Genomic DNA, 17,011 nt, shown 5'->3' with positions numbered 1-17,011 from the left:
CTCTTGCCTTCTCCACAAACTGGCTACGCCTGGAGCTGCTTGACAGCAGGCTGGGTCAGCCGTTCCGACTCACGTCGACGTTGAACAGCCAGGCTCAGATAGGAATGACCGTCCTGAAGCATCAAGCCTTTTTGAATAAGTGGCTCAAGGAACTCTTCAAATGGTTTCCCTTCTTCCTCTGGAGTTGCATGCTCTGTAACAAATTGTTGCAAGTGATGATGATTACGAATCGTATCGCAAAAGATATAGAGGCTCCTCTGTAAACCTGTAAGAATTACCAATGCCTCTGTGGCCACCGGACGAAGGTCCCAGATCATGAGATACTCCTGATAATCCAGGAAAAAAAGCTGGCTCTTTCTATGTTGTTGATGCCACATGACCATAAACTGAGCAATGGGAAGCGTATAACTGGCAACATCCCGCTCGTCAGCATAATCGTAAATAAAAAAGTATGCCAGATTGTTGATGATTTCTGGCGAAAAAGGATAAATATACTGATAGGATGGATAGGCGCGTACATTATAAAAGCCATGCTCCTTTGCTTCATCATAATTTGGACTAAAACGGTCCAGACGAATCGGAGCAATGCCCGAAGGCGGACGCAGATGAGTCAGAAGCGGCAAAATCTCGCCCATATGTCTGTATTCAGCGGGATCTTCACCAGGAAAACCACAAAGCAAGTTCCAGGTCACATCAACTTCATACTCTTTACACCACTTGAGAAGCTGAATATTCTGTAAACCCTTGACACCTTTGCGCATCAGATCTAAAACATGATTGCTTAAACTTTCAATCCCAGGTTGGATCATTAGGATGCCAGCTTCACGTAAAGATTTTACCTGCTCTTTCCGCAAATTCGCTTTGACTTCATAGTAAAGACGCAAATTTCCTGGCAGAGCGGCAAGCGAAGGAATAAAATCCTTAAAATATTTCATGTCAAGAATATTATCGACGACACTGATAGCGCAATCAGGATAGCTATTGGTCAGATACAGCAATTCTTCCATCGCTCTCTGAGCCGTTTTGCTACGATAGGTCATGGTAGAACCATTCAGTCCACAAAACGTACAATGGTGCTTTTCTCCCCACCAGCAGCCACGCGACGTTTCAAATGTAATGCCTGGCGTGATTGTCTGCCGTATGCTGGTACGAGACAACTGCTCAAAAAAATCATCGAACAGAGGAAAAGGCAGGGCATCTAAATTCCGAATAGAGGGAGTATTCATGATGCTCTTCCCTGCTGTGAGCAACTGTACATTCCGCCTGGTGTACACTCCCTGCAAATGAGAGATCGATTGCCCGGCCAGAATGCGCTTAACCAGATCAGGAAAGATCTGATCTCCCTCGCCAGAGACCACGACATCGACAAATGAGAACTGTTTTATAAGTTCAACACCCATAATTCCTTCACAATTGGCGCCACCCATCATGATACAAGTCTCAGGACTGCGGGCCTTAATACGCTTTGCCAGAGCTAAAGATGCAACATGCTGCTGAAACACACTGGTAAAGCCTACTATAGCGGGATTATGCTGGAGGATCTCTTCTACACATTCACTTAGAAAAAGCTCTGTTTTTGCACGCGCAGCAAGAATATCCTGAATAAAATCTTCTGTGATACCCTTACCCGTTTTATAGATAGTGTTATGACATTCCATATCCCCATAGACAACATTGCGAATATAGGCTTCAGTCTCGCTGTTCTCAGCAAAAAGGGCCGCAGAAAAGATCCATTCGCCAATAAAATCCTGAATCATCGGACGCCCTTTGGCAATCTGCTGGTAAAAGATACTCCCAACCATCTCTGCAAATTTAAACGTGAAGTAGAGTGTCGAGGTCGGTATCTGTAACGGCTGCAACGATCCTTGCAATAGACCAAGAGCGAGCGAAGGATAATCAAGGAGGCCAAACGGCATGCTGATCAGTAAGACGGGTGTCTGTCTGCTATCTCCCTGGGGCGAAGGGGTGTGAGACGGCATGCTAAGCATCGCTATTGCTCCTTCTTTGTGTCGATAGATAAGCGTAACAGGCCGCAATGAGGAACAGAAGGCCAACACCAATAAAAATAGTATCAATTGGCCCAAAATGAAACCAGAATAGAGTAGCCTGAAAATGAACAAGCAATACGCCTGCACAAATGCCTGCAATGACAGCGGAGAGCAAGGAAGCAACAGCCGCAAGGGGGTTCATCACACTCACAACACGCCCGATCAGTTGCTTTGGCGTGACCTCTAACATCAGGGGGGCCACTGCAACCCGCAAGCATGAAGCAACCAGGCCCAGCAGAAAAATAACAATCACAGCGCTGATAAAATTAGTCATACGCGAAAGCACCATGATAATACAGCCTAACACAGCCAATGCAGAGTAAAGCGTCTTGCTCGATCCAAGGGCAGTACATAGTCTGCTCGCAAACAGGGCTCCAATAATTGTGCCAAAACTAAGCACTGCACCTATTAAACCGATCATCTTGACATCAGTATGTAAGTTCTGCTTAATGAAGTAGAGGTACAGGTTTTCAAAGGCTCCCACACCAAAAGCCGTGATGACCGAGACCACAATCAACATCCGAATGATCTCATGACCAAAGGAAAAACGCAGCCCCGCTACAAATTCTTGCTTGATACTGCCATGCTTTGCCGCCTGCGCTGTTGACATAACAGGAGGCCGAATAGCCCATAACGTAAGAAGGGAAACAACATACGATAAGACATCAATGAAAAGAGCCCATTGTAAACCAAAGGTAATAAGCAATGGAGCAGCTAGAGGAGGACCAATAATCATCGCAAAAGATGTCATTGCCTGACCATAGGCAGCCGCTTGCGGACGCTGCTTATCCGGAACAATATCAGCAATAAGGCTTGTGTAGGCAGGCGCAAAAAATTGTGAGAAGGCGCTGATAAAGAAGGCCACCACAATCAAGATGGCCAGTTGTACAAAAGAAGAATAACGATTATACGTTAAAAATGGAATGGAGACGATCCCGGTCCCTAGGAGAAGAAAGAGCGTGCAGATGGCCCGCAGGAGATCTGTACGCAGCATGGTGAGACGATGATTCCAACGATCCACAAATACCCCTGCCAGCGGACCAATGGTAAGATTGGGCACCATACCAGCAACAAGGACCGCACCAGTGGCTACTGGAGCCCAGGATTGGTCTCGGGCGATAATAAGGACAATCCAGAGCAACAGGGTATAGGCAGACAACTGATCACCAATGAGTGAAATAGCCTGACCAAAGAATAATAGGCGGTAATTACGATTAATAAGCCAGGGTGACTTCGTTGGACGCTCCTGAGAGCGAACCTCCTGTATAGTATCCATAGACGCTCCTTTTCTTCAATCCAACCTTGAGCTACCTTCTTATTTCTCTTCGTGCGCTTTAACTATCACCTGAGCGCCCTCTCTGCCTGTAGACAGTTGAATTAGCAGACAGCGAGCGCAAAAGGCTCTTTACCTGGAAAGGAGTTATACCCGGATGTTTGCCCAGAATACTGGCAATCATACCCGTAATATGAGGGGCAGCAAAACTATTGCCAGTTGCCATAATCCAGCTATGGTTCTGCCAGGGAACACGTACCTCTATACCTGGAGCACCAAACTCTACTGGAGGAGCGGGATTATAGAAAAACCGGTGCATGTCATATTCATTTTGTTGATCAGCAGCAACCGAAATAACAGAGGAATACATGGAAGGAAAGCTTGGAATCGGAAGATTATTAGCCGCTGCGACAAGCAGCACATTATTGAAATAAGCTTTATCAGCTATCTCGTGCAAGCTTGCATAAAATTCTTTTTTTGTAGTTCCCAGGCTTAAATTACAGACGTGCATATTATTTTCTACGGCCCAACGCAGACCCGCCATAAACGTACTTCCACGTCCAATTAATGCTGAGCCCAGCACACGAACACTATACAGCTCACAGTCAGGTGCAATAGAACGAATAATGCCTGCACAGGCGGTGCCATGCCCAAACACATCTTCATGGGGCTCGGTATCATACAAAATTGATCCGTTATCCTCATGAATTGCCACATATCCGCTCACGCCCTTGTCAAAGGCAGGGTGGGTACTATCTATCCCACTATCGATAACAGCAACTCTTACGCCCTTGCCTGTACTGTTACCGAAAACGCCTTCCCAGGTCACGCTATCTTCAAGGGGGGGAAGGGGATCAACTGTACGGAGTGCATCCTCTGCAAATTGCGCACTCCAGGCTGGAACAATCTTCATAACTGCTCCTTTGTCAATTCTTTTTCTGTCTAGCTACTGTCTTATGACGGTAAAACGGCGAGATTCCGCAGACGAAGGCTCTGTGCAAACCCCTGGAGCACAGTACTACATAGGGCAGCTTCTTGCTCACCATAAAGTGAAAGCTCATTGACAAGCGTGACCAGCTCGCGCATTCTGGCGTAAGAAGGGTCCTCTGTAGTTACCCAATGAGAAAAAGATTCGGCCTGCTGATAGAGTTGTTGCCGCTGCTGTACATTGTCCTGGGTAAACGCATGAATAAGTGATTGAAGCAACGATTGTTGATCGTGATACGAACGCGATTGCCCAATAGCAACGGCGGCCATATGCGAAAAGAGTCCAAGTATATACATATCCTCTGGCGTGAATAGCGCATTCTTCTGCTTATCCAGTAATTCGATCACGCCAATAACTCTATCGTTGTAGAAAAGAGGAACGCAAAGAATGCTCTTCGGTACATATTGAATAGAGAATGCAATGTCAAGTGCCAGGCGTGTATCCTGATCAGCATGCGCAATCGCCATTGGCTGTCCGCTTACTGCAACCAGTCCAGCAATACCATGCCCCAATGGCACATGAAACTGCTTCACTTGCCGGGCCTTTGGTCCAATGGCAACCTCAAAAACGAGCTCCTGTGCCTCCTCATCAATTAAAAAAAGCGAGCCAGCATCGGCAGAAATAACCTCAGCAGCCGTCTGGACAACCATCTCTAAGAGCCGCGAATGAGTAAAAGGGGAAAGCAATTGGCTTGCCGTAGATGAACGAACCATCAACTGTCTTAACTCTTGCGCAAATTGTTCTCTTTCCAGTTGCTGCTGGAGCCGTTCCACTACATCTTTTTGTTGTGCAATCGTCTCATAAGCCCTGGCAAGTTCTTCTTGAACTGATTCTAGGCGATGCTGATCCATAGAGTTTCTCCACTTCTGCCTTTCTTCATCAGGCAATAGGCATTGTATGATGTACAGTATGGCTATATGCACGAAAAGCTGCACGGCTTAACGCATGGGGAAGGAGCTCGGGAGCGCTCAAACGGAGCAGGCAAAGGGCAACGCCAGCGTAACCAATCATATAATCAGGTGTAAACACACCAGGAAACTCTGAAGGGAAGACCAGGAGACCATCTTGCTCACCAGCAAACGTTTCCAGTAATCTACCAAGGACAAAAGCTTGTTCACAGAGGAGTGTATCGCCCGTAAAGCGATAGAGATCTAACAAGAATTCAATGTTCCCAGCAAGTCCGTGACACTGAGTAGTCGAGGCCCAGCGGTGACCACGAGCCACGGTCTTCGCCACCCTGGCGGTTATGGCAGCTGCACTGGCAAACAAATTCCCTTTAGCAAGGTGGAGAAAGAAGCGCCCAATTCCTGTTGCTCCATGGCACCAGAAAGCAGCCGCTGGTTCGCCACCCACCGCTCGTGGCCAGCTCAATAACTGTGGATCGCTCTCACTACTCACCAGTTGAAGTTGTAACCAGGCAGCAGCGCCAACGATAGCGGGCACATATCGTTCATCAACTGTGGTTTCAAAGAGCTCCAACAACGCATCGGCAATACCTGCGGTTCCATGCGCATAGCCAAGCAGAGGCTTTTTACTTTCTTCATCCAGCACGGACACATGATCCCAATAGACAGTCCCTGATGGTTCAAAAGTAGCCGTTGAGAGCAGGTATTCGCCACAGGCCTGAGCAGCCTCCAGATGTTCTTGATCATGCGTTTCATCCCAGAGTAAAAGATGAAAACGCAGGCGGCCAGCAGCTCCATGGATAATATCCAGTGATTGCAATGGTAAAGAGGCAACAATGCGAGAGCGCTCAATCGCGGCATCGATAAAGGAAGGATCTTTCAATACCTGACCCGCTTTTAATAAAGCTACCCCAGAACCGGCTATGCCAGCATACAATCCAGCCAGAGGAGGCTTCCTCAATGGCTGTGCTTGACGAAGCCAGAGAGCCCCTTCAGCCAGTACCTCACGTCCACGCGCACTATCCAAAACCCAGGTTAATTCGGCCAGAGCCAGAAGCGTCCCACTATTTCCAGTATTCAAATCACGTGAAAAAAAGTTCGGCGCAGTATGGTGCAAGCTCATCCAGGCGAGACCGGGCTCTCCTGGTACTTTTTGAGCCTGAGCACACAGTGTCTCTAATAAGCGGCTGGCCAGGTGCCGATAACGTTCTTTAGCTTCTACAATATAGGTAGAAGTGAGCTCACAGCCAAAAGGAATAACTTCATCAATAATCGTAACATGCTCTAGAGCCGTCTGTAACTCTCGCATAGAAGCATAGCGATCCTCTGGCTGCTCGGCTGTACAACGGAGAATAATCTGCTGGAGAGCATGGGGAATATCTGGTCGAATCCACTCAAGTGGCCGAATCAAAGGCTTCAATGGATCAACAGACGTAGATACTTCAATGCCCGTAAGCAAAAAGTAATAGAGAGCACCTAGAGAGAAGATATCATCGGCAATGGTGGCCGTCTGTCCCTGACAGACCTGTGGTGACATATATCCACGTGTTCCCCGACCGGCAAAACGCCTGGTTGTATCGCCGGATTCGTGAGCAGTATCGAAATCGATCAGATAGAGCTGTTCATGATCGCCCAGGATGATATTGCTTGATTTAATATCTCCATAGACAATTCCTCGTGCATGAATCGCTGCAAACAGTTGAGCAAGCTGTATACTCCATTGCACTATTGTGGAGAATGGGAGCTGCTCTCCCCTGGCTGAGATCTGCGATACATAGTTTGTTAACGTCTTTCCTTCAATATCTTCCATAATAAGATAGGCATCATATTCAGTCTCAATGACCGCATAGAGCTCAGGCACAAAGGGGATACCATGCAGGCGCGCCATAATCTCACCTTCGTGCAATAATTTGGTACGACCCAGTTTATCTGTAGTATTATACTGCCATCCATATCCCAATCCCTTCACGATACAAGAGCAAGAATTCTCTAAATCAGCTCCGAGATAGACAATATGGCTGATATTTGCAGAAATGGTCGCTAATATAAGATAACGTTTTTCCAGAAGTCGCTCCATAGGGGGTAGATCGACCGAGATGCCAGCTGCTTTGAAGGGGTCCGTCACCCACTCGGGAGCACTATAGCGGGGAGTCCGGCGATCTACGATCAGCTCATTCTCTGGAGTCATAAGCGCGTGGCTAATCATACCATTTTGTTGTTGCACAAACGTTTTGCCATCAAAGCCCCCATACCGATAATAGACCAGGCTCCCAGGGCACAAAATATGGTCTGATGGAATGTTCGGACCTCCCAGCCCTCGATTGCGCGTCTCGTTATCGAGAAGAAGGGCAAGACGAACTGCCTCTTCGTCATTGGCAGGATAGATGGTAATAAATTTTCCTAACTGACTGTTCCCTCCTTGCCCCTGATTTAAATAATTCAGATGCTGAATCGTTGCAGCACATTTGAAGGCTGAAGACTCAGCTAGTAAAAGAGGTAAAACACAGCGCAATAAAGCAGCTGCCGAATCAATACTGGCTGACACATGGAGTTTCCACCCTTGCGAAGGGAGGGTTGTGTTCTGACGCACAAAGCGAAGCCATGGCTTCTGTGCATCATACGCATAATTTATATTCCATTGCTGTGTAAGTGGTGCATTCTGAGCACAAACCTCGCGCGCTACTGCAATTAAGACCTCATCATTGTGAGAGTTCAAAGAATTATCTGCATGATGAACAACCATCGCGCACTTCCCTTCCTTCAAAAACATATTATCAGGTGTGCTCGCTTGTGATACTATACTGTAGCCGTTGAAGAACCGAGAGAGCGGAAGGAAGAGGCTTCCTCCCGCAATAGCTCCTATTGACCTGATTTCTATCTATCTGCTATAGTATGAGGTAACGAAGTGCTAGGAGAGGTGATGGAACGTCCCTGACAAAGAATTTCCTTCATTCTCCTGGTATGACAAAAATCAGCTCTTGTTCTCTGCTCAAAGTATAATTCGTCGCTCTTATAAAGAGATAAGGCAAGACAGCAAACATGCAGTAATTGAAATGGTGAGGTCTGCGCTATAGCCAGCGACATCGGTCAGATTAGCCTCGTGCAGAAACTCTCCTACTGCATTCTCTGGCAATCCCTCTGCCACCAGCGTGCCTTTCGGATCTTTTTCTACCTTCTCTTTAAAGCTGCTATCGCTATTGATGCGCTCAACTAATTGACGGGCCGTCGCACGTAATTGATCCAGATTCTGATCGCTCATGATGAAACTCCTTCTTAGCACATGCTATGCTACTATAATGAAAGAAGACAGCTAAGACCACAAATGGTAATTGAAATGGTAAGGTCTGCGCTATAGCCAGCGACATCGGTCAGATTAGCCTCGTGCAGAAACTCTCCTACTGCATTCTCTGGCAATCCCTCTGCCACCAGTGTGCCTTTTGGATCTTTTTCTACCTTCTCTTTAAAGCTGCTATCGCTATTGATGCACTCAACTAATTGACGAGCCGTCGCACGAATCTGTTCAAGATTCTGATCGCTCATGATGAAACTCCTTTTTTATACAGGTAAATTGGTAGAGACGAACAAACACAAAAAGCGCCAGTGAATAGAATAGATACCTGGACCGCATTGACCAGAGAATCATTAAAGACCAGAGAGAATGCAGATAGAGATCCAGATGGTGTCCGCAGAATAGCCAGTGACATCATCAGTACTGGTCAACTGCAAAAACTCTTTTACTGCATCAGTAGGAAGGCCTGCGGCTGTCAACGTGGCAGAAGGGTCTTTTTCTACCTGAGCCTTAAAATCTGGCTCGGTCTTCATACGCTCGGAGAGCTGGCGTGCAAGTGCGCGTAGTTGCTGATTATTCTGATCGCTCATAAGTATGTCCTTTCAACAGGTCCATTACCTGCCATCATGCCATTCATATTCAGGAGATAGCCAGGGAAATTACAGACTGATCGAGAAAGCAATGCAGATGGTGATGGTATCAGCGCTGAAGCCTACGACATCGCCAATGCCCGTCTCTTTCACAAATGTGTCAACATAGTTTTCAGGCAATCCCTCAGAAGTAAGGGTCCCTTTGGGATCTTTCTGAAGCTTTTCTTTGAAAGCGGGATCAGCCTTCGCACGTTCTGCAAGACGACGGGCAGCCTCACGGGCCTGCTCAAACTCCTGATTGCTCATCTTTTTCTCCTTTAATAACTATTTGCGACAACTATGGAGAGAGGCTCACATAGCGGCAATTCTCTACGGTTGTACCCAACGTAACAATTTCGTGGGCCTATGCCAACCGCAGGGATTTACCGCCATATTACGAGATATGGCAGGTAAAGAGTAAATCAGATAATATTGCTCAACAAGCAGGTAATTAAACAATAATGGGTGGTGTTAGGGGAAAGATATCCCGCTACTTCTTCAAGCCCTGTCTCATGTAAAAAGGTCGACACATACTCTTGAGGAAGGCCTGCACCACTGAGAACGGCAACCGGGTCTTGCTGGACCTGGGTCTTGAATGTAGGGTCCGCACCCAGACGTTCAACTAATTGTTGCGCAACAACCCGCAGATGAGCCATATCTTTTTCACTCATATGTACCTCCTTTAAAGCTGCTTTATGGCCACACTATCGCAAACGTTGTACGTGCCATGTCATTGTTCTGCAACCGACAATGACATAGGCACTCAATACACAGTCAAACTACAAAAACCTGAGCCCAAATAGCCAGCGACATCACCCAGACCAGTCTCTCGCAAAAAATCTGCGACCACTTCTTTTTGCAAGCCTGCTGCACCAAGCGCATCAATAGGATTCTTCTCCACTTGCTCTTTAAATGTCGCATCTGTCTTGAGCCGAGCACCGAGTTGACGGGCAAGTGCTCTAATATGCTCAGGATAAGTGTTCATCAGTGCCTCCTTCTTCATAGAGATAACATAGGGCAACTACGCGATAACGGAAAAAAAGATTGATCAGATTTTACACTGCCAATTACAAAAATGTTGGAGGCAAGAAGATTCCTGGGCACATCGAACACATTATAGCAAGAAAATTCGTAAACACATTATAGGGAAGATAACGCAGGAAAATAACATTCCCCAGGAGGATAAGCATTTGTATGAGAGAGTGCACAGGAATTTGCACACATTTGCCCAGACATGGCATACCCGGAGACATCGGCCTGCAAGCCAGTCTCACGTAGAAAATCTTCAATCACATCGAAAGGGAGACCTTCATTGACCAGAACATCTACAGGATCGTTACGTAGCACATTCATGTAATATCGGTCATTGCAAGCTTGTGCAACAATGGTACGTAACTTCTTACGAGCAACATGAAGACGCACTTTTGAGCTCCTTATCCATTGCACAAAGAACTGCTTACGCTTTACTTCAAGTAAGAACCCAATGAAACTACCTTCAATGTAGGATACTCTTACCGATATTTCAGTCTCATTAAGAGCGTTACACTTAGTTGATGTTTTACACAAGTACTTATAACATACCAATCAAACATTGTCAATGCTTTTTGGAGCTAATACAAAAATACCTTAATTTTTACGAAGTTTGTTGGAAGTTGTTGGAACTAATAAAATATAATCAGGAAATATTAAAAATCATTGACATTTAAACCAGGTTTATGTATATTAGAACTATGGTAGTTCAGATGTTTGAACGGCTGAAGAGGTGTGAGGAGAAGGAACGGAGGGATAGCGATGCAGATGCCTACAGGGACTATTACATTCCTCTTTACAGATATTGAAGAGAGTACCAGACGTTGGCAGCGCTTTCCAGATATCATGAAGAGAACTATTGCTCGCCATGATCAGCTCTTACATGCAGTTATGCACCTTCATGGAGGAGTTGTCTTCAAAACTGTAGGAGATGCCTTCTGTGTTGCCTTTAGCACCGCAGGACACGCCGTTCAAGCTGCCATTGACGCCCAAAATGCTCTGGCTGCCGAGCCATGGGCCCTGGAAATTACTCCTTTGCGGGTGAGGATCGCGGTACATACTGGTGAGGCAGAACAACGGGAAGCCGACTACTTTGGTCAGACACTCAATCATGTTGCACGCCTGCTATCAGCAGCTCATGGCGGGCAGGTTCTTTTAACAGGCAGCACCCACGCACTCATTGAGGCAAACATTCCAGTAGTCGATCTTGGTGTTCATTTTCTCAAAGATATTCAGCAGCCTGAACATATCTTTCAACTCGTGTATTCTCATCAATCTATTCAGTTTCCTCCGATTAAGACGCTCGGGCATCGGAGACAGAATCTTCCGTTACAACTGACTGCCTTTATTGGAAGGGAACAGGAGCTTACGGCGATCAGTCAGCTATTAGGAGATCAACAGATACGGCTCGTTACGCTGATTGGTCCTGGTGGTACTGGCAAAACCAGGCTGAGCATACAAGTTGGCTCACTACTCGCCGAATCTTTCCCCGATGGGGTCTACTTTGTAGAGTTGGCAACTGTGCGGGATATCAGTTCTGTGATCCCCACTATTGCTCAAGCTATTGGCGTATCCAAACATTGGAATCTCTCCCTTCTCGATCTGCTTAAAGAGCATTTAGATGCCGCTATTCTCCTTATCCTGGATAATTTTGAACAGGTGGTACAGGCTGGAGCTTTCATTACAGAATTACTTCTGGCCTGCCCACAACTGAAAGTGCTTATCAGTAGTCGAGAGGCTTTACACATCGACGGTGAACATGAATATCACGTCTCTCCATTAAGGGTTCCTTTCTATGATACGTCACAGAGTCCGCAAGAGCTCCTGCGCTGGGATGCCATTGCCTTGTTTTTGCAGCAGGCCAGAGCCATTAAACCCGACTTTGAGTTGACTGCACAGAATGCCGCTGCAATCGTTGAGATCTGCTGCCGATTGGATGGGCTCCCCCTTGCCATTGAATTAGCAGCAGCACGCATCAATATCCTTCCCCCCCAGGCAATGCTCAAACGGATCAGCCATAGCTTGAAATTATTGACAGGAGGTGAACGCAATCGCTCAGAACGACAACGAACGTTACGCAATGCTATTGCCTGGAGCTACGATCTGCTCGATCAGAATGAAAAACAGCTTTTTGCACAATTATCTATCTTTGCAGGTGGATGCACTCTTGAGGCAATTGAGCAGATCTGCCAATCAACGGTAAGTAAAGAGGTCGATATTTTTAATGTTCTTCATTCATTACTTACCAAAAGCCTTATTCAACAACATGAGCAGATCGACGAAGAGCCACGTTTTGAAATGCTCACGACTATTCGCGAATTTGCACAAGAAACCCTGGCATCTGAACACTACCCACCCCTTAGAGAGATGCATGCTACCTACTATCTGGAACTGGCAGAGCAGGCAGAACCAGGGCTCATCGGAGCCGAACAGAAATATTGGATGCAGATACTCAAAACGGAGCAAGAGAATCTTCAGTTAGCCTTTAGCTGGTCTGTCCAACATCTTCAGGTGGAGGCAGGGCTTCGCATGGTCAGTGCCCTCTGGAGATTCTGGCTGATCGTTGGCCAGACGGAAGATACCAAACAAACGCTCGAGGAGCTCTTAAAACTTGATATTCAGCAGCCTCCCTCGATGAGAGTCAAGGCGAGAGCACTCCATGGTATGGGCATTCTGGCTATACATCAAGGACATTTACAACAGGCAACGCACCTGGCAGAAGAGGCACTGGCCTTGAGCTTGCACTTACAAGACAAAGAACTGATAAGTAGAGCTTATGTGACAATGGCCGATGCGGCTCTCCATCAAGGTGCTATCCAACAAGCCACATCGCTGCTGGAGAAAAGCCTGCACATTAAGCAGGAAACTGGCGATCAGCGAGGAATGGCGACGTTGCTCAATAACCTGGGGAATGTGGCTATTAAACAAGGAAAGCTTGTCGATGCGGCAAAATTGCATGCAGAAAGCCTGGCTCTCTTTGAAAAGGTAGGTGACGAATATGCAATTGCATCAGCCTTCAATAACCTTGGCGATGTTGAAAAGCAATTACATCATTATGAACAGGCAGCGCTGCTGTATCAGGAAGGGCTGAAACATTCCCAGGCATTAGACTATACGATTGGCATTGCAATCTCACAGGCCAATCTGGCCGAGATCGCGCTCTATCAGCATGTATATGATCAAGCTGCTACCTTGTATAAACAGAGTCTTGCTCTGTTTCAAAAGCAGGATGATCGCTTTGGTATTGCTACCTGTCTGGCTGGTCTGGCGCAGGTGGCATTCACGGACAACCAGTTTTCGTTAGCTGCCCATCTCTTTGCACGAGCCCAAAAGATGTACAACCAGTTCAACAAAATGGTTCAACAGGAAGATCCTGTTTTCAATGGGCAGGCGATCCAAACCCTGGAAGATCAACTTGGAGAAGTTTCTTTTACTGCCTATTGGCAGGCTGGTCTCACCGATAAATTGCAGCAGGTCATCGCAGATGCTCTGAGTATTACTATTCAATCAAAAATGCCTTAATAGCGCTAGAGGCCAGATCCAGCCATCCCGGTCGCTTCCATACATCTGATACTGCTGCCATCTCTTACAAGATTCATCTACTCTCACCTCGTGAAAGGAGCAAGGAAGTACGATGTTACATTTAACGAAATGGAACATTGTCAACAGAGGACTGATCGCGCTGGCTACAGTCGGGATCTTTCTGTTTGGCTTGTTTACCATCCCCTTTTTAAAGCAAGAACTCCTCCCATCAATTCAATATCCAGCTGTTGGAATTTTAACTCCTTATGCTGGTGCTTCTCCTTCCATTATTGAACAAGAGATTACCAAACCGATTGAACAAAGCCTGCTTGGCGGTCAAGGGGTTCAGAAGATTACCTCTTATTCTAGTCAAGGCACATCATTGATCATTGTCTATTACGACTTTGGTACAGACATCAATGCAGCCAGTCAACAAATAGCACAGCAGATTACGCGTGTCCAGGCTACGCTGCCAACAGGAGTAAATCCTCAAACCATTACAGAGAGCACATCATCCATTCCAGTTGTGCAACTCTCAGTGACTTCAGCAGAGGATGCCGCAACTCTGGGGGCAGATCTAAAAACGACTGTCGTTCCTGCTTTACAGGGTATCTCTGGCGTATCCTCCGTACAGGTCACTGGCTTGCGCAATTCCATTGTATCCATTCAAGTGGATCCGCAAAAATTGCAAGAACAAGGCGTCCAGATTGCTCAGATTCAAGCTGCTCTACAGGGAAGCAATGCGCTTATCCCGGCTGGTGAGATCAACGATCATCAACAGACGTGGGCAGTGCGTGTTGATGGCAATACGACTGATCTTCAAAGTTTACAGGATCTGGTGATTGGGCAACACACCTGCGCCCGAGCAGTACCAGGAAGCAACTGCCAGCCAGGTACTCCAATCAGACTGACAGACGTTGCATCCGTCCAACAAGAACTGGCTCCATCCAGCACATTGACCCGAACCAATGGAGAGCCCAGCATTGGCGTTGCCGTCTTTCCCGGTGCAAATGGCAATACTGTAACAATTTCAGCAGCAGTCAAAGATCAGCTATCATCATTGGAGCACAAGATTGGGCATCATACCAGTTTAACCGTGATCTCTGATACGGCCCCGCCTATCACGAACTCCATTGAAAGCTTGATTAGAGAAGGATTACTGGGGGCTTTGTTTGCGATTATTGTCATTTTGATCTTTCTGCTTTCTATCCGCTCGACTCTGGTAACGGCCATTTCGATCCCTCTATCAGTGGTTGTGGCGCTCATTGGTCTGAAAATTGAGGGCTATACCCTGAATATCTTTACTTTAGCAGGGTTAACTATTGCGATTGGGCGCGTCATTGACGATTCAATTGTGGTGCTTGAAAACATTTATCGCCACTTACAAATGGGAGAGCCACGCGAGGAGGCTATTCCTATCGCTGTACGTGAAGTTGGCGTTGCAGTAATTGCCTCGACGTTGACGACGGTCGCTGTCTTTCTCCCACTCGGATTTACAGGAGGCATTATTGGCGTCTATTTCCGGCCCTTTGCGCTGGTTGTCACTATTGCACTGCTCGCATCTCTGGTTGTTGCGCTCTTCGTAATTCCAGTTCTGGCCTACTGGTTTCTCAAAGTCCCAACGCTTCAGCATGAGCAGAAGGCTTCACGGCCTGCACTGCTTGAACGTCTCATTGTCCCACCAGTGCGGTGGACGACGAACCATCGTTTTATTACTGTAGGCATCTCTGTTCTTCTTCTGCTCGCAACGCTCTTTATGACCTCACGTCTTGGCTTTGGCTTTATTGGCAATTTAGAGCAGAACACGTTTTCACTCAGTATTACGCTCCCGGTGGGGAGTAGCATTGATCGTACCAATCGATCAGCCATGAACATTGAGCAGATCCTCAAAACAACATCTGGCGTCAAAACGTATCAAGTGACCATGGGCAATGATCCAAATAGTGGTGGCTTGAGCGGGGGAAATAACATCGCAAGCTTTACAATCATTACCGATGAGCACAGTGATGCAAAGAAGGTTCAGGACACGGTCCAATCACGTGTCAAAGCTTTACCAGATGTTGGCCTGGTACAGGTGAGTGGCAGTTCTTCTTCTGGTAACTCTGCGATCAATATCGATATTCAGGCGAACAATGAAGCCGATCTCGCTACTGCGAATACGGCCATTTTGAATGCGGTTAGTCGCACTGCCAATACAACCAATGTGACCAGTAATCTGTCTGCGGCAACCAATCTGATGGATGTGAAAGTCAATGCCCAGAAGGCTGCTGGCTATGGCCTTTCAACGATACAGGTTGGGCAGCTCCTCCGTCAGGTGTATAGCGGCCAGACAATTACAACAATTAATCTGGGTGGCAAACCACAGGATGTTGATCTGCAAATCAATGGGAAGACGGATACGATCGATGATATGCAAAATCTCCTCCTTCCTTCAGCGATTGGGAGTGTAAAATTAGGGGATATCGCTGATATTGCACAAACGAAAGGACCATCCCAGATTACCCATCTGAATGGCACACGCACTGCAACAATCAGTCTGACCCCAACGACGAATAATACCAGCGCTGTAACTGCTGATCTCCAGAAAGAACTGAAGGCTGTTACGTTACCTTCAGGGGTAACAGCTGCTATCGGTGGTGTCGCCCAACAGCAATCTGACGCGTTCGCAGGCCTGGGCCTCTCACTGCTGGCTGCCATCCTACTCGTCTTCCTGGTGATGGTCGCAACATTCCGCAGTATCCTGTATCCATTAATCTTGCTGGTCGCTATTCCTTTTGCCAGCATTGGCTCGGTGCTTCTGTTGCTCGTCACAGGAAGTCCATTAGATGTACCTGCCTTTATTGGATTGCTTATGCTGGTTGGCATTGTTGTGACCAATGCGATCGTTCTGCTTGATCGCATTCTCCATTATCGCGCTGCTGGCATGAGTGCACAAGAAGCGGTGCTGGAAGGAACACGACATCGCGTACGCCCAATTTTAATGACGGCCATTGCGACTATCTGCGCACTTCTGCCGCTTGCCCTGGGCTTGAGCGGATCAAGTGGTTTCATCTCTTCAACACTCGCGCTCACTGTAATCGGCGGTCTGGCTACTTCTACACTGCTTACACTGTTGCTTGTGCCAACTCTTTATGTGATGTTTACTGGTAAAAAGAAGGCACAAACACAGAACGCCTCACCATCATTTGCACAGCCATATGCTCCATCGGTAGCTGTACCTCATATCGGTCATGAGGTACATGCATACATTCAACCCAAATCTGGTGACAGCACCGAATAAAAGTTTCTCTTCAGTGTCAGTGATGCATTCCCGACACACGATAATAGT

Annotated in this window: 14 protein-coding genes; 2 read left to right on the top strand and 12 right to left on the bottom strand. The window is 47.0% G+C overall.

All coding sequences use genetic code 11. The features are described from left to right. Positions 1–23 precede the first annotated feature (23 nt). From EL628_RS22210 to EL628_RS22155, 12 genes are all read right to left on the bottom strand, one after another. Positions 24–1,988, bottom strand: coding sequence for a RiPP maturation radical SAM C-methyltransferase (locus EL628_RS22210; RefSeq protein WP_126582205.1), 1,965 nt, complete (start codon positions 1,986–1,988; stop codon positions 24–26). After that, a complete protein-coding gene (locus EL628_RS22205; protein WP_126582204.1) occupies positions 1,981–3,324 on the bottom strand; it encodes an MFS transporter in 1,344 nt (447 codons plus the stop codon). The genes EL628_RS22210 and EL628_RS22205 overlap by 8 nt, the downstream gene beginning before the upstream one ends. Positions 3,325–3,382: 58 nt before the next feature. After that, positions 3,383–4,234 (bottom strand): S8 family serine peptidase, encoded by an 852-nt coding sequence (locus EL628_RS22200; RefSeq protein ID WP_126582203.1) that lies wholly within the window; start codon positions 4,232–4,234, stop codon positions 3,383–3,385. 41 nt (positions 4,235–4,275) lie between these two features. After that, positions 4,276–5,160, bottom strand: a complete 885-nt coding sequence (locus tag EL628_RS22195) for a GAF domain-containing protein (protein ID WP_126582202.1) — start codon at positions 5,158–5,160, stop codon at positions 4,276–4,278. Between the two features lie 28 nt (positions 5,161–5,188). Beyond that, positions 5,189–7,957 carry a class III lanthionine synthetase LanKC N-terminal domain-containing protein gene (locus EL628_RS22190; RefSeq protein WP_161975675.1) on the bottom strand — a complete coding sequence of 923 codons (2,769 nt, stop codon included), beginning with the start codon at positions 7,955–7,957 and terminating at the stop codon, positions 5,189–5,191. Positions 7,958–8,224: 267 nt separating this feature from the next. Continuing rightward, positions 8,225–8,473, bottom strand: a complete 249-nt coding sequence (locus tag EL628_RS22185; protein WP_126582200.1) for a hypothetical protein — start codon at positions 8,471–8,473, stop codon at positions 8,225–8,227. A 32-nt stretch (positions 8,474–8,505) separates the two neighbouring features. After that, the gene (locus tag EL628_RS22180) at positions 8,506–8,754 is read right to left on the bottom strand and encodes a hypothetical protein (RefSeq protein WP_126582199.1); all 249 of its coding nucleotides are present in this window, start codon (positions 8,752–8,754) and stop codon (positions 8,506–8,508) included. A 102-nt stretch (positions 8,755–8,856) separates the two neighbouring features. Next, the gene (locus tag EL628_RS22175) at positions 8,857–9,093 is read right to left on the bottom strand and encodes a hypothetical protein (RefSeq protein WP_126582198.1); all 237 of its coding nucleotides are present in this window, start codon (positions 9,091–9,093) and stop codon (positions 8,857–8,859) included. Between the two features lie 69 nt (positions 9,094–9,162). Beyond that, positions 9,163–9,399, bottom strand: coding sequence for a hypothetical protein (locus EL628_RS22170; protein WP_126582197.1), 237 nt, complete (start codon positions 9,397–9,399; stop codon positions 9,163–9,165). A gap of 155 nt (positions 9,400–9,554) precedes the next feature. Continuing rightward, positions 9,555–9,803 carry a hypothetical protein gene (locus EL628_RS22165; protein WP_126582196.1) on the bottom strand — a complete coding sequence of 83 codons (249 nt, stop codon included), beginning with the start codon at positions 9,801–9,803 and terminating at the stop codon, positions 9,555–9,557. 92 nt (positions 9,804–9,895) lie between these two features. Further along, complete coding sequence (locus EL628_RS22160; protein ID WP_126582195.1) at positions 9,896–10,117, bottom strand: hypothetical protein; 222 nt, start codon at positions 10,115–10,117, stop codon at positions 9,896–9,898. 155 nt (positions 10,118–10,272) lie between these two features. Then, positions 10,273–10,554 carry a hypothetical protein gene (locus EL628_RS22155; RefSeq protein ID WP_126582194.1) on the bottom strand — a complete coding sequence of 94 codons (282 nt, stop codon included), beginning with the start codon at positions 10,552–10,554 and terminating at the stop codon, positions 10,273–10,275. 369 nt (positions 10,555–10,923) lie between these two features. On the opposite strand from EL628_RS22155, the gene EL628_RS22150 reads away from it, so the two are divergent. Both EL628_RS22150 and EL628_RS22145 read left to right on the top strand, forming a co-directional pair. Beyond that, a complete protein-coding gene (locus tag EL628_RS22150; protein WP_126582193.1) occupies positions 10,924–13,683 on the top strand; it encodes an ATP-binding protein in 2,760 nt (919 codons plus the stop codon). A gap of 112 nt (positions 13,684–13,795) precedes the next feature. Continuing rightward, positions 13,796–16,963, top strand: coding sequence for an efflux RND transporter permease subunit (locus EL628_RS22145; RefSeq protein WP_126582192.1), 3,168 nt, complete (start codon positions 13,796–13,798; stop codon positions 16,961–16,963). Positions 16,964–17,011: the final 48 nt, after the last annotated feature.

It is taken from the genome of Tengunoibacter tsumagoiensis (assembly GCF_003967535.1).
Taxonomy (GTDB): Bacteria; Chloroflexota; Ktedonobacteria; order Ktedonobacterales; family Ktedonobacteraceae; genus Tengunoibacter; species Tengunoibacter tsumagoiensis.
Note: the sequence above shows the minus strand (reverse complement) of the source record. Positions and strands in the feature narration are given on the sequence as shown.

What these genes read in the sequence shown, in the direction of transcription:
- EL628_RS22210 (WP_126582205.1), bottom strand. Translation starts at nt 1,988, where the DNA reads ATGCTTAGCATGCCGTCTCACACCCCTTCGCCCCAGGGAGATAGCAGA.
- EL628_RS22205 (WP_126582204.1), bottom strand. Translation starts at nt 3,324, where the DNA reads ATGGATACTATACAGGAGGTTCGCTCTCAGGAGCGTCCAACGAAGTCA.
- EL628_RS22200 (WP_126582203.1), bottom strand. Translation starts at nt 4,234, where the DNA reads ATGAAGATTGTTCCAGCCTGGAGTGCGCAATTTGCAGAGGATGCACTC.
- EL628_RS22195 (WP_126582202.1), bottom strand. Translation starts at nt 5,160, where the DNA reads ATGGATCAGCATCGCCTAGAATCAGTTCAAGAAGAACTTGCCAGGGCT.
- EL628_RS22190 (WP_161975675.1), bottom strand. Translation starts at nt 7,957, where the DNA reads ATGGTTGTTCATCATGCAGATAATTCTTTGAACTCTCACAATGATGAG.
- EL628_RS22185 (WP_126582200.1), bottom strand. Translation starts at nt 8,473, where the DNA reads ATGAGCGATCAGAATCTGGATCAATTACGTGCGACGGCCCGTCAATTA.
- EL628_RS22180 (WP_126582199.1), bottom strand. Translation starts at nt 8,754, where the DNA reads ATGAGCGATCAGAATCTTGAACAGATTCGTGCGACGGCTCGTCAATTA.
- EL628_RS22175 (WP_126582198.1), bottom strand. Translation starts at nt 9,093, where the DNA reads ATGAGCGATCAGAATAATCAGCAACTACGCGCACTTGCACGCCAGCTC.
- EL628_RS22170 (WP_126582197.1), bottom strand. Translation starts at nt 9,399, where the DNA reads ATGAGCAATCAGGAGTTTGAGCAGGCCCGTGAGGCTGCCCGTCGTCTT.
- EL628_RS22165 (WP_126582196.1), bottom strand. Translation starts at nt 9,803, where the DNA reads ATGAGTGAAAAAGATATGGCTCATCTGCGGGTTGTTGCGCAACAATTA.
- EL628_RS22160 (WP_126582195.1), bottom strand. Translation starts at nt 10,117, where the DNA reads ATGAACACTTATCCTGAGCATATTAGAGCACTTGCCCGTCAACTCGGT.
- EL628_RS22150 (WP_126582193.1), top strand. Translation starts at nt 10,924, where the DNA reads ATGCAGATGCCTACAGGGACTATTACATTCCTCTTTACAGATATTGAA.
- EL628_RS22145 (WP_126582192.1), top strand. Translation starts at nt 13,796, where the DNA reads ATGTTACATTTAACGAAATGGAACATTGTCAACAGAGGACTGATCGCG.